This is a genomic window from Bradyrhizobium sp. Mp19, from assembly GCF_029952935.1.
Classification (GTDB): Bacteria; Pseudomonadota; Alphaproteobacteria; order Rhizobiales; family Xanthobacteraceae; genus Bradyrhizobium; species Bradyrhizobium elkanii.
The window spans coordinates 53,032-73,937 of the sequence record NZ_JASAUT010000033.1 but is presented as its reverse complement, the minus strand read 5'-3'; the positions used below and the strand labels follow the sequence as shown (position 1 = coordinate 73,937).

19 protein-coding genes are annotated in these 20,906 nt (G+C 65.6%); 11 read left to right on the top strand and 8 right to left on the bottom strand.

Translation table 11 applies throughout. The annotated features are described in order from the left end of the window. Positions 1–6: 6 nt before the first annotated feature. Both QJT82_RS29540 and QJT82_RS29535 read right to left on the bottom strand, forming a co-directional pair. Positions 7–1,740, bottom strand: a complete 1,734-nt coding sequence (locus tag QJT82_RS29540; RefSeq protein ID WP_035632256.1) for an adenylate/guanylate cyclase domain-containing protein — start codon at positions 1,738–1,740, stop codon at positions 7–9. Between the two features lie 129 nt (positions 1,741–1,869). Then, on the bottom strand, positions 1,870–2,424 hold the full coding sequence (locus tag QJT82_RS29535; protein ID WP_028342696.1) for a PAS domain-containing protein: 555 nt from the start codon (positions 2,422–2,424) through the stop codon (positions 1,870–1,872). A gap of 498 nt (positions 2,425–2,922) precedes the next feature. On the opposite strand from QJT82_RS29535, the gene QJT82_RS29530 reads away from it, so the two are divergent. Both QJT82_RS29530 and QJT82_RS29525 read left to right on the top strand, forming a co-directional pair. Continuing rightward, positions 2,923–3,720, top strand: a complete 798-nt coding sequence (locus QJT82_RS29530; RefSeq protein ID WP_028342695.1) for a rhomboid family intramembrane serine protease — start codon at positions 2,923–2,925, stop codon at positions 3,718–3,720. Between the two features lie 193 nt (positions 3,721–3,913). Then, a complete protein-coding gene (locus QJT82_RS29525; protein ID WP_028336151.1) occupies positions 3,914–4,342 on the top strand; it encodes a CBS domain-containing protein in 429 nt (142 codons plus the stop codon). A gap of 3 nt (positions 4,343–4,345) precedes the next feature. Here the strand turns inward: QJT82_RS29525 and QJT82_RS29520 are convergent, their stop codons facing one another. Beyond that, entirely contained in the window at positions 4,346–5,377 is a 1,032-nt protein-coding gene (locus QJT82_RS29520) for a patatin-like phospholipase family protein (RefSeq protein WP_137480013.1), read from the bottom strand. A gap of 292 nt (positions 5,378–5,669) precedes the next feature. Here QJT82_RS29520 and QJT82_RS29515 point away from each other — a divergent pair, with 292 nt between their 5' ends. Both QJT82_RS29515 and QJT82_RS29510 read left to right on the top strand, forming a co-directional pair. Then, the gene (locus QJT82_RS29515; protein WP_028342693.1) at positions 5,670–6,746 is read left to right on the top strand and encodes a hypothetical protein; all 1,077 of its coding nucleotides are present in this window, start codon (positions 5,670–5,672) and stop codon (positions 6,744–6,746) included. Between the two features lie 183 nt (positions 6,747–6,929). Further along, positions 6,930–9,407, top strand: a complete 2,478-nt coding sequence (locus QJT82_RS29510; protein WP_051447998.1) for an EAL domain-containing protein — start codon at positions 6,930–6,932, stop codon at positions 9,405–9,407. A 109-nt stretch (positions 9,408–9,516) separates the two neighbouring features. Here the strand turns inward: QJT82_RS29510 and QJT82_RS29505 are convergent, their stop codons facing one another. Then, entirely contained in the window at positions 9,517–10,080 is a 564-nt protein-coding gene (locus QJT82_RS29505; protein WP_028342691.1) for a nitroreductase, read from the bottom strand. An 84-nt stretch (positions 10,081–10,164) separates the two neighbouring features. Then, positions 10,165–12,213, bottom strand: a complete 2,049-nt coding sequence (gene thrS / locus QJT82_RS29500) for a threonine--tRNA ligase (RefSeq protein ID WP_028342690.1) — start codon at positions 12,211–12,213, stop codon at positions 10,165–10,167. Positions 12,214–12,432: 219 nt separating this feature from the next. On the opposite strand from thrS, the gene QJT82_RS29495 reads away from it, so the two are divergent. Beyond that, a complete protein-coding gene (locus QJT82_RS29495) occupies positions 12,433–13,719 on the top strand; it encodes a hypothetical protein (protein WP_028342689.1) in 1,287 nt (428 codons plus the stop codon). A gap of 105 nt (positions 13,720–13,824) precedes the next feature. Further along, the gene (locus tag QJT82_RS29490) at positions 13,825–14,961 is read left to right on the top strand and encodes an MFS transporter (RefSeq protein ID WP_051448001.1); all 1,137 of its coding nucleotides are present in this window, start codon (positions 13,825–13,827) and stop codon (positions 14,959–14,961) included. Positions 14,962–15,043: 82 nt separating this feature from the next. Here QJT82_RS29490 and QJT82_RS29485 read toward each other — a convergent pair whose 3' ends face one another. After that, entirely contained in the window at positions 15,044–15,211 is a 168-nt protein-coding gene (locus QJT82_RS29485) for a hypothetical protein (protein WP_016843922.1), read from the bottom strand. A 124-nt stretch (positions 15,212–15,335) separates the two neighbouring features. Then, on the bottom strand, positions 15,336–15,647 hold the full coding sequence (yidD, locus tag QJT82_RS29480; RefSeq protein ID WP_028342687.1) for a membrane protein insertion efficiency factor YidD: 312 nt from the start codon (positions 15,645–15,647) through the stop codon (positions 15,336–15,338). Positions 15,648–15,929: 282 nt separating this feature from the next. Between yidD and QJT82_RS29475 the strand changes: the two genes are divergently transcribed. Beyond that, complete coding sequence (locus QJT82_RS29475) at positions 15,930–16,862, top strand: hypothetical protein (protein WP_028342686.1); 933 nt, start codon at positions 15,930–15,932, stop codon at positions 16,860–16,862. Positions 16,863–16,966: 104 nt separating this feature from the next. Here QJT82_RS29475 and QJT82_RS29470 read toward each other — a convergent pair whose 3' ends face one another. After that, positions 16,967–17,413 (bottom strand): iron-sulfur cluster assembly scaffold protein, encoded by a 447-nt coding sequence (locus QJT82_RS29470; protein ID WP_028342685.1) that lies wholly within the window; start codon positions 17,411–17,413, stop codon positions 16,967–16,969. A gap of 240 nt (positions 17,414–17,653) precedes the next feature. Here QJT82_RS29470 and folE point away from each other — a divergent pair, with 240 nt between their 5' ends. The 4 genes from folE to QJT82_RS29450 all read left to right on the top strand — a co-directional run bounded on the left by folE (position 17,654) and on the right by QJT82_RS29450 (position 20,871). Further along, on the top strand, positions 17,654–18,334 hold the full coding sequence (gene folE, locus QJT82_RS29465) for a GTP cyclohydrolase I FolE (RefSeq protein WP_028336162.1): 681 nt from the start codon (positions 17,654–17,656) through the stop codon (positions 18,332–18,334). A gap of 27 nt (positions 18,335–18,361) precedes the next feature. After that, positions 18,362–18,790 carry a phosphoribosyl-AMP cyclohydrolase gene (gene hisI, locus QJT82_RS29460; RefSeq protein ID WP_028342684.1) on the top strand — a complete coding sequence of 143 codons (429 nt, stop codon included), beginning with the start codon at positions 18,362–18,364 and terminating at the stop codon, positions 18,788–18,790. 205 nt (positions 18,791–18,995) lie between these two features. After that, complete coding sequence (locus QJT82_RS29455; protein WP_080686845.1) at positions 18,996–19,607, top strand: c-type cytochrome; 612 nt, start codon at positions 18,996–18,998, stop codon at positions 19,605–19,607. Positions 19,608–19,656: 49 nt separating this feature from the next. Continuing rightward, the gene (locus QJT82_RS29450; protein WP_155258644.1) at positions 19,657–20,871 is read left to right on the top strand and encodes a cytochrome c; all 1,215 of its coding nucleotides are present in this window, start codon (positions 19,657–19,659) and stop codon (positions 20,869–20,871) included. The last annotated feature ends 35 nt before the right edge of the window (positions 20,872–20,906 follow it).

Genomic DNA, 20,906 nt, shown 5'->3' with positions numbered 1-20,906 from the left:
GCGCCGCTACTTCTGCTCCGGATGCCAGGCGCCGTCCCAATCCGCCGCCGGCGGGTTCTGCTGAAAGGCCGCGACCCGCGCCTTCATGGCGATCGACGGGCCGTCGCCGGGCGCCGCCGCCAGCGCGGCGGTGAAGGCCTGCTCGGCGTCATCCCAGCGGCGATCGCGATAGGCGGCGAGACCGTCCGCGTAACGCTGCCGCAACTCGGTCTGCGCCGGCGTCAGTTCGTCCTTCTTGCCGAGGATTTCGAACACCGCGACCGGCTGGGTCTGCCCCATCACGACGAGACGATCGATCTCGCGGAGCTCGATCGTCGCCGCGCAAGCCGCCGCAGTGGCTTCCGAGATCAGGCTGCGGCTGCCGTAAAACTTGTTGGCGCCCTCCAGCCGCGAGGCGAGGTTCACGGTGTCGCCGAGCACGGTGTAGCTCATCATGAACTCGGAGCCGATGCTGCCGACGAGGGCCTCGCCGGTGGCGATCCCGATCCGGATGTCGCAATCCGCCGGGATCACGCGCACGCCGAGCAGTTCGGGCAGATCCTTGCGCAGCTGGTTGACCTGGCCGATCATGTCGATGGCGGCAAGCGCGGCCAGATGGGTCTGCTCGGCTTCCTCGACGAAGGGCGCGCCCCAATAGGCCATGATGGCGTCGCCAATATATTTGTCGATGATGCCGCGATGCGCATGGACCGGCGCCGACATCGTCGACAGATAGAGGTTCATGATCTTGACGAGGCCGCTCGGCGTCACGCCCTCGCTCAGGCTGGTGAAGCCCTTCATGTCGCAGAACATCACCGTCATGACGCGGCGCTGTCCTTCGGTCGCGGCGATCGCCGGCTGTTCGAGCAGGCCCTCGGCGATCCGCGGGTTGATGTAGCGACCGAACGTCTCGCGGATGCGCTGGTTGTGGCGCAGCGTCTCGATCATGCGGTTGAAGGCGGCCGACAGCTGGCCGATCTCGTCCTGGGTCGTGATGGTGATGGCGCCGTCGAGGCGGCCGGCCTCGACCTCGCGGGTGCTTTCGAGCAGGCGCATCACCGGACGCGTGATGCCGCTGCCGACCAGCATCGCGAACACGAAGCCGAGGATCGCGGCAATGGCGGTCACGACGCCGGAGATGATGATCGCCCGCTGCTGGGCACTCATCACCTTCGCAGCGGCCGAAGCAACCTGCGCCAGCATGTCGGAACGGATGGCCTCGATCCTGGTGTTGAAGTCGTCGCGCAGGGCATCGGCGCGGAGCGTGGTCGCTTTCGCCGCCGCAAATTCCTTGGCGTCGATCTGCTCGAGCAGCGTCTTGTTCTCTGCGTTCAGACGCATCAGGAGGTCGTTGACGGCATTGTCGATGCGGTCGTCGAGGCGTCCGAGCGCGGCGTTGTCGGATGGCGTCGAGGGATCGGCGATGATCGCATCGATCAGCGTGCGCGCCGCGTCGGCCTCGCGCTTGATCAGGGGCTCGATCTCCTCGAAGGCCTTGCGCGCGCTTTCGTAGCCGGAGTCTTCGCCCGGCGCCTGCATCTTCGCCATCATCATCCGGCGCATGGCGAGCGAGCGCTCCAGCGCGCGGATGTTGACGCGGGCGAGGTGGCCATAGGCGGGGATGTAGCGGTTGGTGAGCTCGTCGAGGAGATGGCCGACCTGGCCCGCCATCACCATCGACAGCAGCGAGGTGATCACCGCGAGGATGATGAGTCCCGCGGCAATGCCGACGATCTTCTGCCTGATCGAATTTCGAAACATGCCCAGCCCGGCCGCAGCTGCAATGAGCGGGTCCGTCCCGCCGTGACGGCCAGACAGCTAATAGAGTTCCGCGGGGCGCGGTGCAAGCGACCGACGCTTGCCATCCCGTCCCAAGGCGGGCGCCGGCGGCTAGCGCAGGCCTTCGTAGACCATCAGGCCGCGCGCGATGGCGAGCTTGCGCAGGGTCCGCGGCACGAACCGCTCCTGGGGATGCAGATAACGCCACGAGGTCAGCACCAGGTCGTGCAGCCGGCTGACGTCGTCCTCGAACGGGGCGAGCAGGCCGGTGAGGCTCGCCGGCATATGGACGCGGGCGGTGAAGGGGAGCAGCAGCAATTCGAGATGCGCCTTGGCGCCGGCCTCGGTCGTGGCGGTGATGCCGGCGATGGCCGGCAGCGTCTCTTCGACGACGCAGGTGATGATGTCTTCGATCTCGCCGCGGCTCTCGTCGGTGAACAGGGCGGAAAAGCTCCGGTTCTTGAGATCGCAGCCGAGCAGGGCGGAGGTGCGGGTGCCGGCGACGCGGAACGGAAAGCGGGTCTCGCCGTCATAGGATAGCACGAAAATGTCGGACAGGAGGTCGCGGACCGCGGACGGCTCGAACTCACTCCTCTCAGGTGCACGTGCGTTGCCGCGCTTCGCATTCCAATACGCGAAGAACGCGCGGCTCGAGCTGTGTTTCATCTAAACCTTGCCCGGCGCCTGTCTCAGCGGGACACATCTGTCCCGGTTTTGCTCAGGCGCCTTCCCTTCTCTGTTGTGCAGGGAAGGCTGTGCAGCGTCCATGCCGTGGCCGCGCTTTGGGCGGCTTATCGGCAGCTTTGTGTTGTTAACGTAAATTTAACTATGTCCTTGGCGCCCGTGGAACCTGTGGGTAGGGTCCGCGCGTTCCCGTTCGTGCCGGCTGCCCCAAGCGCCGGCGCCGTTGGTACACAGGTGGCGTCAAACAGTTTGGTCACCGTGCGGGGAGGGGTGGGGACGTTCTCCCGATCCCTCCGAGGCACGAGAAGACCAGCCGATCAGGGAGGGCGTTCTCAGCGCCCTCCCTTTTCTTTTGTCCCGTCTTTTGTCCCGATTTCGCGCTGCGCGACACCCGGTGTCCGATTTCGGGATTGTGCACTTGCACAGGGGTGCGAAAGCCGCCTATCTCTGATCCACCGCCGCATCGAGGTCGCCGACCCCTTGGACTCCCATCCCGAATCCCCGCTCGCACCGCCGCCGGAGGCGCCGCGCGAGCCGATCCTGACCTTGCCGCCGGCGCTCACCGCCTACATCCTCCTGATCGCGGCGATCCATCTGCGGGTGCTGCTGCCGCCGGAGCTAGAGAACTGGACCATCGACGTCTTCGGCTTCATCCCGAAGCGCTACGATTCGACGCTGCTCGACATCACCTTTCCGGGCGGCGAAGGCGCCAAGGTCTGGACCTTCGTCACCTATTCGCTGCTGCACGCCAACCTCACCCATATCGGCTTCAACGTGCTGTGGCTGCTGCCGTTCGGCAGCGCGCTGGCGCGGCGCTTCGGCGCGCTGCGTTTCTTTGTCTTCATGGCGGTGACGGCGGCCGCCGGCGCGCTCGCGCATCTGTTGACCCATGAGCACGCGATTGCGCCGATGATCGGAGCGTCGGCTTCGGTGTCGGGGACGATGGCGGCGGCGATCCGCTTCGCCTTCGTGAAGGGCAGCTTCCTGTCGTTCAGCCGTGGCGATGCCGAGGCGGCGGCCAAGGTGCCTGCGCTGTCGCTGTGGCGGGCGCTGCGCAACGGACGGGTGCTTGCTTTCCTGGCGATCTGGTTCGGCGTCAACATCCTGTTCGGCGCCACCTCGCTCTCGCTCGGCGGCGAGGGCGCGAGCGTCGCCTGGCAGGCGCATATCGGCGGCTTCCTCGCCGGACTGCTGCTGTTCTCGTTGTTCGATCCGGTGCCGCGCACGCGGGACGATGCTGCAGATGCGTCGTCGTTGGATCAGTCGGGGCGCGTCTGATCGCCGCTTGCGGCCTGGATCGAATTCCTCCATCATCTTTGCGAAGCAGAAACAAAGCGGGCCGACAAATCGAGCCCTGCTACTCACCGCGCCCCGGAACCGAAATCGGCGCGGAACTGTTGATTGAAGACTCTGGCGAACAGGCTCGACCCCGCCCAAGGCGTGGCACGAGCGGATTCTAGGGAGGCCGACAATGACGGTACGTTCCATTCTCGATGCAAAAGGCCATCAGGTCATGAGCGTCGCGCCCGGCGCGAAGCTCTCGGCCGCGGTCAAGCTGCTCGGCGAGCGCAAGATCGGCGCGGTGCTTGTGATGGAGCAGAGCCGCATGGAGGGCATCCTGTCGGAGCGCGACATCGTGCGCGTGCTCTCTGAGCGCGGCGCAGGCGCGCTGGACGAACCGGTCAGCGCTGTCATGACCAAGAAAGTCGTGAGCTGCCGCGAGTCCGATACGGTCAGCGGCATCATGGAGATGATGACCACGGGAAAATTCCGCCATCTTCCTGTCGTCGAGGACGGCAAGGTGGTCGGGCTGATCTCGATCGGCGACATCGTCAAGCGGCGCGTGGAGGAATATGAGCGCGAGCAGGAGGCGCTTCGCGACTACATCAAGACCGCCTGAGTGCTACTTGCCGGTGCTGCCCGCACCGCTCGACGGCGGCACCAGGATGTCGATCGCTTCCTCGATTGCGCTGATGGAGCGTTCGGCGGCGCGGATGCCGTGCGCGATCAGGTCGTCGGCGCGGTGGAAGTCGAACCAGCCGATCTGACCGACCCGCGGCGAGATCAGCATGTCCGGCGGATCGCCGGCAAGGCGTGCGCGAGTGATGCGGTCCTGCATGATGTTGAAGGCGTCGACCATGACGCTCGAGATGCCGGGCCGGCTGGCGCTGCCGAAAAACTCCCGCTTCACGGTACGTTCGGCGGAGAAGAAGCGGCCAAACCGGCGCTTCGGCGGCTCCGGCTCGAGCTCGGCGTCGGCGGTCACCGCAACCGTCACCTCAGGCGCGGCCGACGGGCCGTGATTGTAGATCGTGGTCGAGTGCGCGAATACGTCGCTGGAGAGGTTCGCCGCAATGACGATCTCGGCGCCGAGCGCGCGCGCGGCCGAGACCGGCACCGGATTGACCAGCGCGCCGTCGACCAGCCAGCGGTCGCCGATTAGGACCGGCGCGAAGATGCCGGGCAGGGCGTAGGAGGCGCGCATGGCGTCGACCACGCGGCCCTGGGTCAGCCAGATCTCGTGCCCGGTGCGCACTTCGGTGGCGACGCTGGCGAACTTGACCGTGAGGTCCTCGATCATGACCTGGCCCAGCGCCGCCTCGATCTCGGCGGCCAGCTTGGCGCCGCGGATCAGGCCGGAGCCGTTGAGGCGGATGTCGAGGTAGCCGAGCACGCTGCGCGGCTGCAGGCCGCGCGCCCACTGCTCCAGCGTCTCGATATGGCCGGCCGCATAGGCGCCGCCGACGACGGAGCCGATCGAGGTGCCGACCACCACATTGGGGACGATGCCGTGGGCCAGCAGGGTCTTGATGATGCCGATATGGGCAAAGCCGCGCGCGGCGCCGCCGCCGAGCGCAAGCCCGATGACCGGCCGGCGAACCGTACCCAGTCCTACCTTATCGGGGCCGTCGGAGCTCTTGTGGCCTCGGCCCATCCAGCTGTCCAACACGACAAATCTCCTGCCAGCACGAGACTAGGCCGCGCAGCATGGCTGCGCCAGCGTCGTCCGTCTTCATGGTTATTCCCACAGGCATGATTCATGCCCGGGTGGTCCGCGGTAGGCAGGGAATGTGACTGGACCGCGACGATGGGGCTAACATCGGCTTGATCGCGCGGTTCCAAATGGCGGACGCTGCCCGCCCGGACTGTGACAAAGCCTTGGACGCCGCCTGGATCCCCTTGGACGAAGGCTTGAATTTGCCGCGTTTTCGTTGAAAAGCATGGTGATGACTTCGAGGGGTAACGGCATCGGCGGATGCGGGCGGGGCATGCGGCTCCTACCGCTGTTGACGCTTGCGGCATTTTTGCTGGCCCTGATCCCCGGTTCCGTATCAGCGCAGTTCTTCAGCGACCGGCCGCCGCCGATTCCGCCCGCCTCGGTCCCGGAGGTGCCGTCGGGTCCGGCGCTCAACCTGGCGCCGCCATCGGGCGGCGGTTCAGGGCCCGTTCTGCCCGGCCCGCTGAACCAGCCGACCATCGTCCAGCCCTCGATTGCGACCGTGCCGCCCGTCGTAGCGGCGCCGCCGGCCGGGTCGCCGGCCGCGGGGCAGGCGGTGCTGTCGCTGACGGCGCGGTACGGCAAGGACCTGCCGGTCATCAATGCCGGGCTGGTGTGGCGGGTGTTCGCCGACAAGCCTGACGACAACGGCACCTACAAGCTGGTCCGCGAAGAGCGCGGCGCGACGCCCAACGTAGTGCTGCCGCCCGGCAACTATGTCGTCCATGTCGCGCTCGGCCTCGTCAGCGCGGTGCGCGCCGTCAGCCTGAAGTCGGAGACCGACCGCGAGTCCTTCGTGCTGCCGGCCGGGGGCCTGCGGATCGAGGGCCGGGTCGGCAGCAGCAAGATCCCCGCCAACCAGATTTCGTTCGCGATCTACAAGGGCAGCCAGTTCGATGGTTCGGACCGTGGACCAATGGTGCCGAACGTTGCCGCCGGCGACGTCGCGCTGCTGCCCGAGGGCACCTACTATATCGTCTCCAACTATGGCGACGCCAACTCGGTGGTGCGCTCCGACATTCGCGTCGGGGCGGGCAAGCTGACCGACGTCACCGTCACCCATCGCGCCGCCGTCATCACGCTCAAGCTGGTCAGCGAGCGGGGCGGCGAGGCGCTTGCCAACACCGCCTGGTCGGTGATCACGCCGGGCGGCGACGTGATCAAGGAATCGATCGGCGCGTTCCCGCGCGTCGTGCTCTCCGAAGGCGAGTATCGCGCGATCGCAAAGAACGAAGGCAAGGTGTTCGAGCGTCCCTTCAACGTCGTCAACGGCGTCGATGGCGAAGTCGAGGTCGTGGCGCGTTGACGTCCGACCGGCCTGCATTTCATGCAGCTGTCATAGTCTCTAATGTGAACTAACCATCGCGCGAATTTGAGCCGTCATAATCGCTCGCGGCGATGCCGGGCCTGCCTATTTTTACATGGCGTTAAGTCGCGGCATGACTTGGATGCCGTGGGGACTAGTGTTTGCGTGGGGCGTGCCGTGGTCATGGCCAACAAGAAATCAGCAAAGACATCGGCCAAGTTCAATTCCGAGATGTTCGCCGACGTACCGGTTCTGCAGCGCAAGTGGCAGGCCGCGGTCCGTCCCGGCGAAAAACTGCCGCACTATGAAGACGTGATGCTCGGCAGTCTCGGCCGGCTCGCGGATCATATCGTACTGCTGCGGAGCGTCGATGGCATGCTCAGCGTCTCGCACGCAGGCCGCTATGTCCAGACATGGCTGAACGACGAGCGCTGGGACATTCCACTCAGCGCGCTGCCGCCGGACTGCGCCACCGGGTTGACCGAAGCGGCCGCAAACGCCCGCGAGAACTGCCGGCCCTATCTGGCGTCAGCGCATTGCGTCCGCGACGGGTTGGTGCGGACCTTCGACGTGCTGGCGCTGCCGACGCGGTCGCGCTGGGGCGGTATCCTGGTCGGCGTCTACGTCAACGAGCGCAATGCGCAGTACAATCTGCTCGATACGATTTTCTCGGCCGCCGACGAGGGCGTGCTGTCGCTCGCAGCGATCCGCGATGCGCGCGGCGAGCCAGCTGACTTCCAGATCGTGCATCTCAACCAGGGCGCCGCAAGGCTGCTGATGCAGCCTGCGACCGAATTGCTGTGGCGCCGGCTCAGCGCCGGCGGCAATCCGCTTGCGGCGCCGGCGGTGATGAACCGTTTGCGTGGATTTGTCGGCGGCGGCCCGGGCGGGCAGTTCGAGATCGACAGCGGCGATCGCTGCCTGCGGCTCGGCGTCACGGCGTTCGGCGACATGCTGTCGCTGACCGTCTCCGACGTCACCGCGCTGAAGCAGCGCGAGCTGTCGTTCCGCCTGCTGTTCGAGAACAACCCGATGCCGATGTGGGTGTTCGACGCCGGCACGATGGAATTCCTCAGCGTCAACGACGCCGCCGTTCAGCATTATGGATACAGCCGCGAGAAGTTTCTCGGCATGACGCTGCGCCAGATCTGGCCGGTGGACGAGTGGAGCGTGCACAGCGCCGCCTTGCGCGAGATCGGCGACGTCTATCAATCGAGCCGCGACTGGCGGCACATCAGGGCCGACGGCAGCGAGATCCATGTGCTGACTTTCGGGCGCAAGGTGGCGTTCGAGGGCCGCGACGGCTATCTGGTCGCGGTGGTCGACATCACCGAGCGGCGCGCCGCCGAAGCGCGGATCGCGCATATGGCGCACCATGACGGGCTCACCAATCTGCCGAACCGCGATTTCTACCAGGAGCGCCTGCGCGAGGCGCTGGAGCGCGGCCGCAGCGGCAACAAGCGCGTCGCGGTGATGTGCATCGACCTTGACCTGTTCAAGAACGTCAACGACTCCTTCGGGCATCCGATGGGCGACCGGCTGCTCAAGCTGGTGGCGGAACGGCTGCGCGAGGTGGTCCGCGACGACAACGTGGCGGCCCGCCTCGGCGGCGACGAGTTCGCGATCGTGCTTGCGGCGGATGTCTCGCCCAACGAAGCGAGCGCTTTCGCCGAACGGCTGATCGATGCGCTGAGCGCGCCCTACAACATCGACGGGCTCGAGGTCGTGGTCGGCGCCAGCGTCGGCATCGCGCTGTCACCGGGCGACGGCACGACGTCGGAAGAGCTGATGCGCAATGCCGACATGGCGCTGTACCGCGCCAAGTCCGAGGGCGGCGGCGTGCATCACTTCTTCGAACCGGAGATGGATCAGCAGGCGCAGAAGCGCCGCGACATGGAGCGCGATCTGCGCGCGGCGTTCAGCAACGGCGAGTTCGAGCTGTACTACCAGCCGCTGGTCGATATCGCGGCCGACCGCATCTCTGGTTTCGAGTCGCTGCTGCGCTGGCGGCACCCGCAGAAGGGCATGGTCTCGCCCGCGGAGTTCATCCCGGTTGCCGAAGACATCGGCCTGATCGTCGCGCTCGGCGAATGGGTGCTGCGCGAAGCCTGCTCCGAGGCAATCAAGTGGCCCGCCGACGTGAAGGTGGCCGTCAATCTGTCGCCGGTGCAGTTCCGCAGCCGCAATCTGGTCCAGGCCGTGATCTCGGCGCTGGCGCATTCCGGCCTGCCGGCGCGGCGGCTCGAGCTCGAGATCACCGAGTCGGTGTTTCTGGCGGAGACCGAGGCCAACCTCGCGATCCTGCATCAGCTGCGCGAACTGGGCGTCAGCATCTCGATGGACGATTTCGGCACCGGCTATTCCTCGCTGAGCTATCTGCGCAGCTTCCCGTTCGACAAGATCAAGATCGACCGCTCCTTCGTGAAGGACCTGGCGCGGCGCGCCGACTGCCTCGCGATCGTGCGCGCGATCTCGGGCCTTGGCCGCAGCCTCAAGATCACCACGACCGCAGAAGGGGTCGAGACGACAGACCAGCTCGACTGGCTGCGCGCCGAGGGCTGCAACGAGGTGCAGGGATTTCTGTTCAGCGCGGCGAGGCCGGCCGGCGAGATCGCGGCGCTGCTGAGCGGTTTTGCGGAGCGTGCGTCGAAGGCGGCGTAGTCGTCATGCCCGACAATGGCGAGGGCTTTGTAGCCCGGGTGAGCGAAGCGACATCCGGGACGAGTGTCCCGCATATCGCTTCGCTCATGCGGGCTACAAGGCTATAACCCTAGAACCGCGTCACGATATCGGACAGTGCCGGGCGCGGGCGGTCCTCGCTCGGCCTGGTCGGGGTGCCGATGTGAATGAGCCCGGCGAGCTTCTCGTCCGGCTTGAGGCCGAGGCCGTCGAGCACGTCGCGGTCGAAGACGAACCAGCCGGTCAGCCAGCAGGCGCCGTAGCCGAGCGCGGTCGCCGCGGTGATGATGTTCATCGCGCTGGCGCCCGCCGACAATTCCTGCTCCCACGGCGGCACCTTCGGGTGCGGCTTGGTGAAGGAGACCACGCCGATCACCAGCGGCGCGTCGGTCAGGCGCTTCTTCTCGACCTCAATGTCGGAGGCCGGCGCGCCGGGATTCTTGCGGGCGAAGACCTTTGCGATCACGTCGCCGGCCCGCGCGCGGGCATCGCCCTCGAACACGATGAAGCGCCAGGGCGTGAGCTTGCCGTGGTCGGGCACCCGCGCGCCGATCGTCAAAATGGTCTCGAGCTCGGCCGCGGACGGGCCCGGGCCGGTCATCTCGCGCGGTTTCATCGAGCGGCGCGTCTTCAGGAGTTCAATGGCATCGGGCACGGAAATGTCCTTCAAGGGGAGTCGTGCCCTCAAGATGGGGGCACGACCAGGCCAATGAAAGCCAGTTTAGACCGATTGTGAAGATCAGGCGACGGATCGCGCCCGCTTCACGTCGGGCGGCGTCGCCTCATCCACCAGCGCGGCGATCGCCTCATCGGTCGGCATCACGGTCTGCCGCTCGCTGCCGAGGCGGCGGACCGAGACCGAGTGGGTCTCGGCTTCCTTCTTGCCGACGACGAGCAGGGCCGGGATTTTGGCCAGCGAGTGCTCGCGGACCTTGTAGTTGATCTTCTCGTTGCGCAGGTCGATCTCGACTCGGAGCCCGGCGCGGCGCGCAGCCGCCGCCACCACCTTGGCGTATTCGTCGCCTTCGGAGGTGATGGTCGTGACCACGAGCTGGGTCGGCGCCAGCCAGAGCGGGAAGTTGCCGGCATAGTGCTCGATCAGGATGCCGATGAAGCGCTCCATCGAACCGCAGATCGCGCGGTGCACCATGACGGGGGCCTTCTTCGAGCCGTCGTGATCGATGTAGAACGCGCCGAACCGCTCCGGCAGGTTGAAGTCGACCTGGGTCGTGCCGCACTGCCAGTCGCGGCCGATGGCGTCGCGCAGCACATACTCGAACTTCGGTCCGTAGAACGCGCCTTCGCCCGGATTGATCTCGGTCCGGATCCGGTTGCTGCCCTTGGCCTTGATCTCCGACAGCACCGTCGCCATCACGCGCTCGGCGTGATCCCACATCTCGTCGGTGCCGACCCGCTTCTCCGGCCGCGTCGAGAGCTTGACGGTGAGCTCGCCGTCGAACCCGAAATCGGCGTAGGTCGACAGGATCAGGTCGTTGATCTTGAGGCACTCGTCGGCGAGCTGCTGCTCGGTGCAGAACACATGGGCGTCGTCCTGGGTGAAGCCGCGCACCCGCATCAGGCCGTGCATCGCGCCCGACGGCTCGTAGCGATGCACGACGCCGAACTCGGCGAGCCGCAGCGGCAGGTCGCGGTAGCTCTTCAGCCCGTGCTTGAAGATCTGCACATGGCCCGGGCAGTTCATCGGCTTCAGCGCGAACCAGCGTTTGTCCTCGGCCTCGTCGCCGGCGGACTGTGCCGCGAACATGTTCTCGCGGTACCAGTCCCAATGGCCCGAGGTCTCCCACAGCGCCTTGTCGAGGATCTGCGGAGCGTTGACCTCGTTGTAGTCGCCGAGCAGCCGGCGCCGCATATAGGCGATCAGCTGCTGGAAGATGGTCCAGCCCTTGGGGTGCCAGAACACCACGCCCGGGCCTTCCTCCTGGAAGTGGAACAGGTCGAGCTCGCGGCCGAGCTTGCGGTGGTCGCGCTTCTCGGCTTCCTCGATCTGCTTGAGATAGGCGTCGAGGTCTTCCTGCTTGGCGAATGCCGTGCCGTAGATGCGGGTCAGCATCGGATTGTTGGAATCGCCGCGCCAATACGCGCCCGCCACCTTCATCAGCTTGAAGGCGTTGCCGATCTTGCCGGTCGAGGTCATGTGCGGGCCGCGGCAGAGATCGAACCAGTCGCCCTGGAAGTAGATCTTGATCGGCTCGTTGCCGGGAATGGTGTCGACCAGTTCGACCTTGAAGGCCTCGCCCTTGTCGCGGAACACCTGCTTGGTCTTCTCGCGATCCCAGACTTCCTTGGTGAACGGCTTGTCGCGCGCGACGATCTCGCGCATCCGCTTCTCGATCGCGGCAAAATCTTCCGGGGTGAACGGCTCGTTGCGGAAGAAGTCGTAGTAGAAGCCGTTCTCGATCACCGGGCCGATCGTGACCTGGGTGCCCGGCCACAGCGACTGCACGGCCTCCGCCAGCACATGCGCGGCATCGTGCCGGATCAGTTCCAGCGCGCGCGGATCTTCGCGGCCGATCAGCTCGATTTTGGCGTCGGCCTCGATCGGATCATTGAGGTCGGCAAGCGTGCCGTCGAGCGCCATCGCGACGGTGCGCTTGGCGAGCGAGGGCGAAATGCCTTTGGCGATGTCGAGACCGGTGGTCCCTTTCGGGAAATCGCGCCTCGCTCCGTCAGGGAAGGTGAGGACGATCTTGTTCACGGGTTCTGCGGGTTTGAGGTTAGAGAGGCTGTACTGGAATCCGGATTCGGATTTGGGCGGCGTATCGGCCATGGTGTCTCCTGTAGCTCACTCCTGCGAACGAGCGCAGGTAAGCGGAAAGCAGCGGTATAGCAGGGGATTTGACGCCTGCAATCCGGCAATATCAAGAAAATGGGCCTCCGGCCGCACCGAATCGAAGGACGCTTGCCTGCACCTGACGCGTTGCGACGCAGCCGATCATCGTCTAACGTCCGGCGTCATTTTTCCGCCATCGCGCGATCCGCAAGGTTCATGTTTTCCCGTCTCCTGTTTTTCGTGGCGTTGCTTCTGATCCCGGGCGTGTTGCGGGCGGAAGAAACACCGGTCCAGAAGGCCGGATTTGCGAAAAAGCTGACCATCTATCTCGCCCATGGGCCAGCGAATTCCTGCGGCGCCGGCTGCGATCGCTGGATCGCGATCGAGGGCGAGATCGATCGGGAAGCCGCGCAGCGGATTCGCACCTTCCTCTTTCCGATCAAGGACCGGCAGCTTCCGATCTACCTCCATTCGCCGGGCGGCAACGTCGAGCAGTCCTATGGGATCGCGCGGTTCCTGCGCGCGCACAAGGCAATCGCCCGGGTCGGCCGTACCATCGTGCCGGCCTGTTCCTCAGGCACGCAGATCGACGCCGCCTGCCTGAAGATCAAGGCTGCCAAAGGCGAGGTCGAGGCCGAGCTCACCACGCGCAACGCGATGTGCGTCTCGGCCTGCGCCTATCTGTTCCTGGGCGCGACCAGCCGCGAAGTGGCGCCCGACTCGGTGCTCGCGGTGCATAATTCCAAGCTGATGTTCGTCGTCCACGGGCATCCGCCGGCGCAGGTCGTCGCCGACTTCAGGCGGCGCGAGATGGTGAACGCCGACCGCGACCGCAATGTATTCCTCGCGGCGATGGGCATCAGCCACGAGCTCAGCGACCTCATCAAGTCGGTGAAGTTCGAGGACCTGCACGTGCTGACGCGGCCGGAGCTCTATCGATTTGGGATCGATCCGCGGCCGCTGCCGGAAACCCTGTGGGCGGTGGAGAAGGAGACGCGGCCCTATGTTCGCAAGATCGTGCAGCAGAAAAGAGCCGACGGCAGCTCTTTCCGCATGATGGAGTGGCGGCTGTTCTGCGAGAGCAAGGATCGCGGGCGGCTGATGTTCGTGCGCGAGTTCGAGGAGGGGGCAGCCGGCAAGAGCACGGTGGCGATGATGGCCGGCGCGACCAGGACCGTCGCATTCGGCCGATCGGCGCGGTTCGGCAAATATGAGGTCTGGAGCGAGGCGGTGACCTCGGACACCGTCAAGGCGATGCTCGCGGCCGCGCATCTGCAGATCGGCGAAAGCGCGCCGGCAACCGACGGCAAGTCTGATACCAAGCCCGACGGCAAGTCCGGCTTGACGACATTCGATATCGACACCACCGGGCTGCAGCAGGGTTGGACGCAGCTTCTGGCGTCATGCCCGGCGGCGACCGCCGGTCCAAAGCCTGCGAGCCCATTGCCGGCCGCGGTGTCGCCGAGTGTCAGCGCCGTGCCGGCGGCATCGCCGTCGCCATGAGCGCAAGAGGCGCGTTCGTTCAGGTGTCATGCATTTAGATGCAGTTGCATTGATCTTGGAGTCTGCTAACAACGCGGCGTGAAACGCTTCGCTCCCACCGCATTGATGCTCGGCAATATCGTCACCGGCTGCTCGGTGCTGGCGCCGGCCGGCATGCTGGCGGAACTGTCCAACGGACTCGGTGTCACGATCCACACAGCGGGTCTCCTGATCACCTTCGGCGCGATCGTGCTGTGCGTGGGCTCGCCGGTGACGGCGTGGCTGACCAGCCGGATCGAGCGGCGGGCGCTGCTGACGGCGACGCTGCTGGTGCTGACGCTGACCAATGCGGCCTCCGCCTTCGCGCCGAACTACGACAGCCTGCTGATCATTCGGCTGGTGATGCTCGCGGTCGGCGTGCTCTACACGCCGCAGGCGGCGGGCACCGCGGCACTGATCGTGCCGGTGGAGAAGCGCGGCAGCACGATTGCCTACATCTTCCTCGGCTGGTCGCTTGCCGCCGCGATCGGGCTGCCGCTGATCACCTTCATCGCAAGCCGCTACGGCTTTCGCGTGACCTATGGCGCGATCGCGCTGACCGGGCTTTTGAGCTCCTTGCTGCTGTGGTGGCGGTTACCAGGCGGACTGCACGGCGCGCCGGTTGACCTCAGAACCTGGGTCGATCTCGGCCGCAATCCGATGGTCATTCTGCTGCTGTCGATCACGACGCTGCAGATGTCCGGCCAGTTCGTGGTGTTCACCTTCATGGGGCCGCTGCTCGCCAAACTGACCGGCGCCAATGCGGACGCCGTCGGGATCGTGTTCGCGCTCTACGGCATCTTCGGGTTCGTCGGCATCGTGATCGCAACGCGCGTGGTGGACTCGTGGGGCGCCTGGAAAACCTCGGTCCTGTTCACCGTGCTGCTGCTCGCAGGCGTCGCCGGCTGGGCGCTGAGCGCCGGCGCCTACGCCCTGATGGCCGCCTCCGTCGCGGTGTGGGGCCTCGGCTTTGCATCGACCAATTCGATGCAGCAGGTACGCCTGATCGGTGCGGCACCGGCGCTCGCTTCGGCGTCGGTCTCGCTCAATACTTCGGTGCTGTATATCGGCCAGGCCATCGGCTCCGCGATCGGTGGCCTGCTGTTCGCCCGCGAATGGCTGCACAGCGCGGGCTACGTGGCCACGGCCTTCGTCGCGGCGGCCCTCGCGGTCGTGGTCATCACGCGGCCGCGACGGACAGCCGCCACCGCCGCAGCCGAGTGAACGGTTGGCTTTCACGCTTGTGTTCGCGAGAGCATCCCAAGCAACGATCCGCGTGCGGAACATCAGGGAGCTCGGCTGCGCGTCACCACCTCACGCTTTGGCTGGGCACGATGAACGCCGTCGTGCTCGGCTTGTTCGGATTGTGGGTGAAGTAACCGTAGGCGGCGACGATCACGACGAGCAAGGCAAGCACCGCCAGCAAGTCGATCTGCCGGGGATCATGACCGTTGTGGCTGATTTTCCAGCGCATTGTTGTTTCCTCCCCAAGGGGGCAACGAAACAATGCGCCAACTATCGCCACAGTTCCGCCGGGCAGCAATGCGCGCCGCGGTTGGACCTGCCGCAGCAACCGATCAATTCTCGTTGACGCCGCGTCAACCGTCGTTGACGCCGCGCCAGCGGCCATAGCGCCAGGGCAAGTACCAGCGCGCCCCGGGCGGCTTCGTCAGCGGGACATTATCGATCCCGGATGTTCCCCAGGGCTGGCAGCGCAGCAGCCGCGCCAGCGTCATCCAGCCGCCGCCCCACAGGCCGAAGCGTTCGATCGCCTCGTCGCCATAGACCGAGCAGGTCGGCAGATGCCGGCAGTTGTAGCCGACCAGCGGCGACAGCGTGTGCCGGTAGATCCAGATCAGGGCGCGGCCGAGGTTGCGCGGCAAGCGGCGCATGGTGCTGGCACATTCCATGCATTGTGGATGGTGTGTCGTTGAATGGTCTGTCGGCGGCATACGCAAGTATGTACGTAGTCTTGCGGGGGTTCCAAGCCAAGGAACTGTTTTGTTGCAGATATTTACGCCACAGTTCGTTATTATTGCACAGCACCGATGGCGCTGCAGCAAGGGCTCTATGGACGGTCCGGGTCAGCAACGCTACCGTTCCCATAACGCGCCGCTGACAGAATCGTGGCGCATTGCCATGGGGCCATTGCCACCGCTCGCATCACCAAGGGCTTGGGGGAAGGAACCAAATTGAGGCTCGTCAAGTCGCTCTCGTTGCGCAGTTGGGCGCTTACCGGCGCCGTTGCTCTTTGCTTCGCGGTTTCCGGCACCGCCGCCATGGCGGGCGGTTCCGCGCAGGCCAATTCGACCCTCGAAGAGCGCAAGCTGCCGATGAAGTTCAGCTGGATCGCCTGCCAGCCGAATTGCCGCGGCTGGGTGTCCGCGGTCGGCATCATCACGGCCGATAGTCCGAGGGAATTCGACGACTTCGCGCGCGGCCGCCAGCTTAACGGCGCCACCATCGTGCTCGATTCCAGCGGCGGCTCGGTCAACGACGCGATCGCGCTCGGCCGCCGCTTCCGCGGTCTCGGCGTGCTGACCACGGTCGGCACCAGCGTCGTCAATCAGGTCGCGCAGGGCGGCCGCGCGAGCGTTCTGCCGGATGCCTATTGCGAGTCGATGTGCGTGTTCCTGCTGCTGTCGGGCAAGACGCGCTACGTTCCGCCGGCCGCCCATGTCCGCGTGCATCAGATCTGGATGGGCGATCGCGCCGACGACGCCAAGGCCGCGAGCTACACCGCGCAGGACCTGATGATCGTCGAGCGCGATATCGGCCGTCTTGCCAAGTACACCTTCGATATGGGCGGCGCCGGTGACCTGCTGGCGCTCTCGCTCAGCGTGCCGCCGTGGGAAGACCTGCACGAATTGTCGGCGGCCGAATTGCGGCTGACCAATCTCATCACCACGGATGCGGTTGCCGACGTGCTGCCGCGGCAGGACAACAGCAAGGACAACGCAATTCCCGTCGCCGAGGCGAAACCGAAGAACAACGATCGCTTCGTCAGCAACACGATGGAGGGTGAGGCGCCACAGGCGGCGAGGGCAACCAAGACCGCCGAGGCCGTGGTGCCGACCGGCGGCAGCGCAGCCCCGGCGCCGGCGCCGGTCCAGCCCGCGCAGTAAGCACGGACATTGTCGCGTCGTTCCGGGACGCGTAAGCGGACCCGGAACCTCGAGATTCCGGGTTCGATGCTCCGCATCGCCCCGGAATGACCTAACATGGAATCTTACGCCGGCTGCTTCGCCTTGGCCTCGATCTGGCCGATCGCATCGACCACGGCATCGAAGGTCAGCAGGGTCGAGGCATGGCGGGCCTTGTAGTCGCGCACCGGCTCGAGCAGCGCGATATCGGCCCATTTGCCGCCCTGCGGGGGCTGCCCGTTTTCCTTCAGCATCTTGCGGACCGTCTCGCGCAATTCGCGCAGCTCGTCCGCGGTCGAGCCCACCACCTGGCTCGCCATGATCGAGGAGGAGGCCTGGCCGAGCGCACAGGCCTTCACGTCATGGGCGAAGTCCGTCACCACGGGACCGTCCATCTTGAGGTCGACCTTGACGGTCGAACCGCACAATTTGGAGTGGGCGGTGGCGCTGGCGTCCGGGTCGGCCAGCCGTCCGAGGCGCGGAATATTGCCGGCCAACTCGATGATCCGCTTGTTGTAAATGTCGTTCAGCATGGGGATAGATGCCTTGTTCCGGCCGTGCCGGGCGCTCTTGGCGGCTGGGTTGCACCGTCCTATATATGGACGGCAACGCCGGAAACATAGCCCGGCCATGCAGCCACCGCGGCCCGCCTCCGCCGCGGCGGTGCTACAATAATGGGACTCAGGCGCCCGGCGGTCGAACCATCCGCCCCGTCTGCCCGGTGACACATCCGGACCAAGGTCAAATCCGAGGGCCGGTCGAACGGAGAAGACATGGACGCCTTGATCAAGTCGATTCGCCCCAGCAAGCCGGCCGACGCCAAGCCCGGCGAGCTCGACCCCTCAGAATTCATGACGGCGGCCGTTCGTGCCGATCAGCCGCGCCCGTCGCGGGCAGAGGCGGAGGACGCCGTCAAGACGCTGCTCGCCTATATCGGCGAGAACACCGGCCGCGAGGGTCTGCTCGACACGCCGCGCCGGGTCGTCGAGGCCTATGACGAGCTCTATCAGGGCTACCACCAGTGCCCGGCCGAGGTGCTGAACCGCACCTTCGGCGAGACCGCCGGCTACGACGATTTCGTCCTTGTCCGCGACATCGAGTTCACCTCGCAGTGCGAGCATCACATGATGCCGTTCTACGGCAAGGCGCATATCGCCTATACGCCGGTGGAGCGCGTCGTCGGCCTCTCTAAGCTGGCGCGGCTGACCGACATCTTCGCCCGCCGTCTGCAGACCCAGGAGCATCTCACCGCGCAGGTCGCGGCTGCGATCGACGAGGTGCTGAAGCCGCGCGGCGTTGCAGTGCTGATCGAGGCGGAGCATACCTGCATGTCGGTGCGCGGCGTCGCCAAGCATGGTGCATCGACCTTCACCAGCCGCTTCACCGGCATGTTCCGCGACAATCCGGCGGAGCAGCAGCGTTTCCTGTCCCTGGTGCGAGGACCGAACCGGTAACCTCGCATTTCCTGAGCGAGGTCTTCCGTGTCCGCAGCGACCCACGATCACGACCGCGAGGAGGGGCTGGCCTTCCAGCCCAAATTCGACGCGGCAGGTCTTGTGACCTGCGTCGCGACCGATGCCGCGACCGGCGATGTGCTGATGGTCGCGCACATGAACGATGAAGCCCTGCGCAAGACGATCGCGACCGGCGAAGGCTGGTACTTCAGCCGCTCGCGCAATGCGCTGTGGCGCAAGGGCGAGAGCTCGGGCCAGACCCAGCGCGTGGTCGAGATCCGGATGGATTGCGATCAGGACGCGGTGTGGATCAAGGTCGAGCAGATCGGCGCTGCCTGCCACACCGGACGGCGTTCCTGCTTCTATCGCGCGGTGAAGGACGAGGGCGGTGACATTCGTTTGTCATTCGTCGATGCCGATCGGATGTTCGATCCGGCGCAGGTCTATCGCAAATAGTGCGTTGATCCAAATCAAATGCGATGCGTCGAAGTGATGCACTTCGTTGCCTCCTGTTCGGCCGTGTGCAAGTAATTGCACATCGTCGTCGCGCTGGGGGTGAGTTGTGGCGCATCGTCTGATACCGCTTGTTGGGTTTCTTGCCTGGGTTGTGTTGCCGATCGGTGCAGCGCAATCGCAAACAACCGAGCGCGCACCCGACACGATGGCCGCGCGCGTCCTTGCCTGTGCACCTTGTCACGGCGCCGAAGGCGAGGGCACCAGCGACGCCTATTTCCCGCGGCTGGCCGGCAAGCCGGCGGGCTATCTCTACAACCAGCTCATCGCATTCAGGGATGGACGGCGGAAATATCCGCCGATGAACTACCTGCTGGAATTTCAGACCGACGATTACCTGAAGAAGATCGCCGAATATTTCGCCTCGCTCAGGCCGGCATTTCCGCCGCCGGTCCCGCCGGTCGACAGCAAGGAGATCCTGGCGCGCGGCGAGCAGATCGTGAAGAACGGCGATGCGCAGCACGGCATTCCGCCCTGTTCGGCCTGTCATGGTCCGACGTTGGGCGGCATGGAGCCCGGCATTCCCGGCCTGCTTGGCCTGCGCGCCGCCTATATCAGCGGCCAGCTCGGCGGCTGGCGCTACGGCACGCGGACCGCGTTCGCTCCCGATTGCATGCAGATCGTCGCGAGCCTGCTGACGGAGGACGACGTGAAGGCGGTGGCCGCCTACCTGTCATCGCGTCCGGCGCCGGCGGATCCATCCTTCGCGCCGCGAGGCAGCCTTCCGATGCCGCTCGAATGCGGCAGCGAACCGCATTGAAGGGATCGTGCCGATGTCGCGAACCTTAGCAGGACTGCTTGTCGGACTGATGCTGGCACTGTCGCCCATGGCGGCATCGGCGCAGCAGAAGGCGGCCGATCCGGCCGTCCTCGCCAAGGGCGAGTATCTCGCACGCGCCGGCGATTGCATCGCCTGCCACACCGCGCGCGAGGGCAAGACCTTCGCCGGCGGCCTCCCGATGAAGACGCCATTCGGCACGCTCTACACGTCGAACATCACGCCCGACCCGCAGACCGGGATCGGGACGTGGACGTCGGATCAGTTCTACCAGATGATGCACAATGGCCGCTTCCCCGATGGCGGCCTGGTCTATCCGGCGATGCCGTTCGCCTCCTATACCAAGGTGACGCGCGAGGACAGCGACGCGATCTACGCCTATTTGCGCACGGTGTCGCCGGTCAGGCAGCTCAACAAGCCGCATGACCTGACATTCCCGTTCAACAACCGCTCGCTGATCCTCGGCTGGCGCACGCTGTTCTTCAGGGAAGGCGAGTTCAAGCCTGATCCAACGAAGTCGGCAGAGTGGAACAGAGGTAACTATCTGGTCGAGGGACTGGGTCATTGCGGGATGTGTCACACCCCGATCAATGCGCTCGGCGGCAGCAAGCAGTCGCAGGCCTTCGAGGGCGGCCTGATCCCGATGCAGAACTGGTACGCGCCGTCGCTGACCTCCAACAAGGAGACGGGGCTCGGCGACTGGACGATCGAGGAAATCGTCGACTATCTGCGCAAGGGCGTGTCCGCGAAGGGCGCCGTGTACGGGCCGATGGCCGAGGTCGTCTACAACAGCCTGCAATATCTCAATGATGATGATGCGCGCGCGATGGCGGTCTATCTGAAGGGCCTTGCGCAGGGCGGTCCGCCGGAAAAGGCGTCGACGTCGCTGCCGTCGGCCGAGAGCAGTCTGCTGCTGTCCTTTGGCAAGTCGATCTATGACCGCGACTGCGCAAGCTGTCATGGCGCGACCGGGCAGGGCATGCCGCCGGATTATCCGCCGCTTGCCGGCAATCAGTCTATCCAGATGGTCTCCGCAGTGAACCCGATCCGGATGGTGCTCAATGGCGGGTATCCGCCGGGCACATCAGGGAATCCGATGCCCCACGGCATGCCGCCGTTCGCGCAGAAGTTGTCGGATGACGAGGTCGCGGCTGTCGTGACCTACATTCGAACGGCCTGGGGCAATCGCGGCGAGCCGGTGTCGGCGCGGCAGGCCAACGAACTGCGCGCAGCAACGCTGAACTAAAGCATGATCCGGAAAAGTGCGAAGCGGTTTTCCGA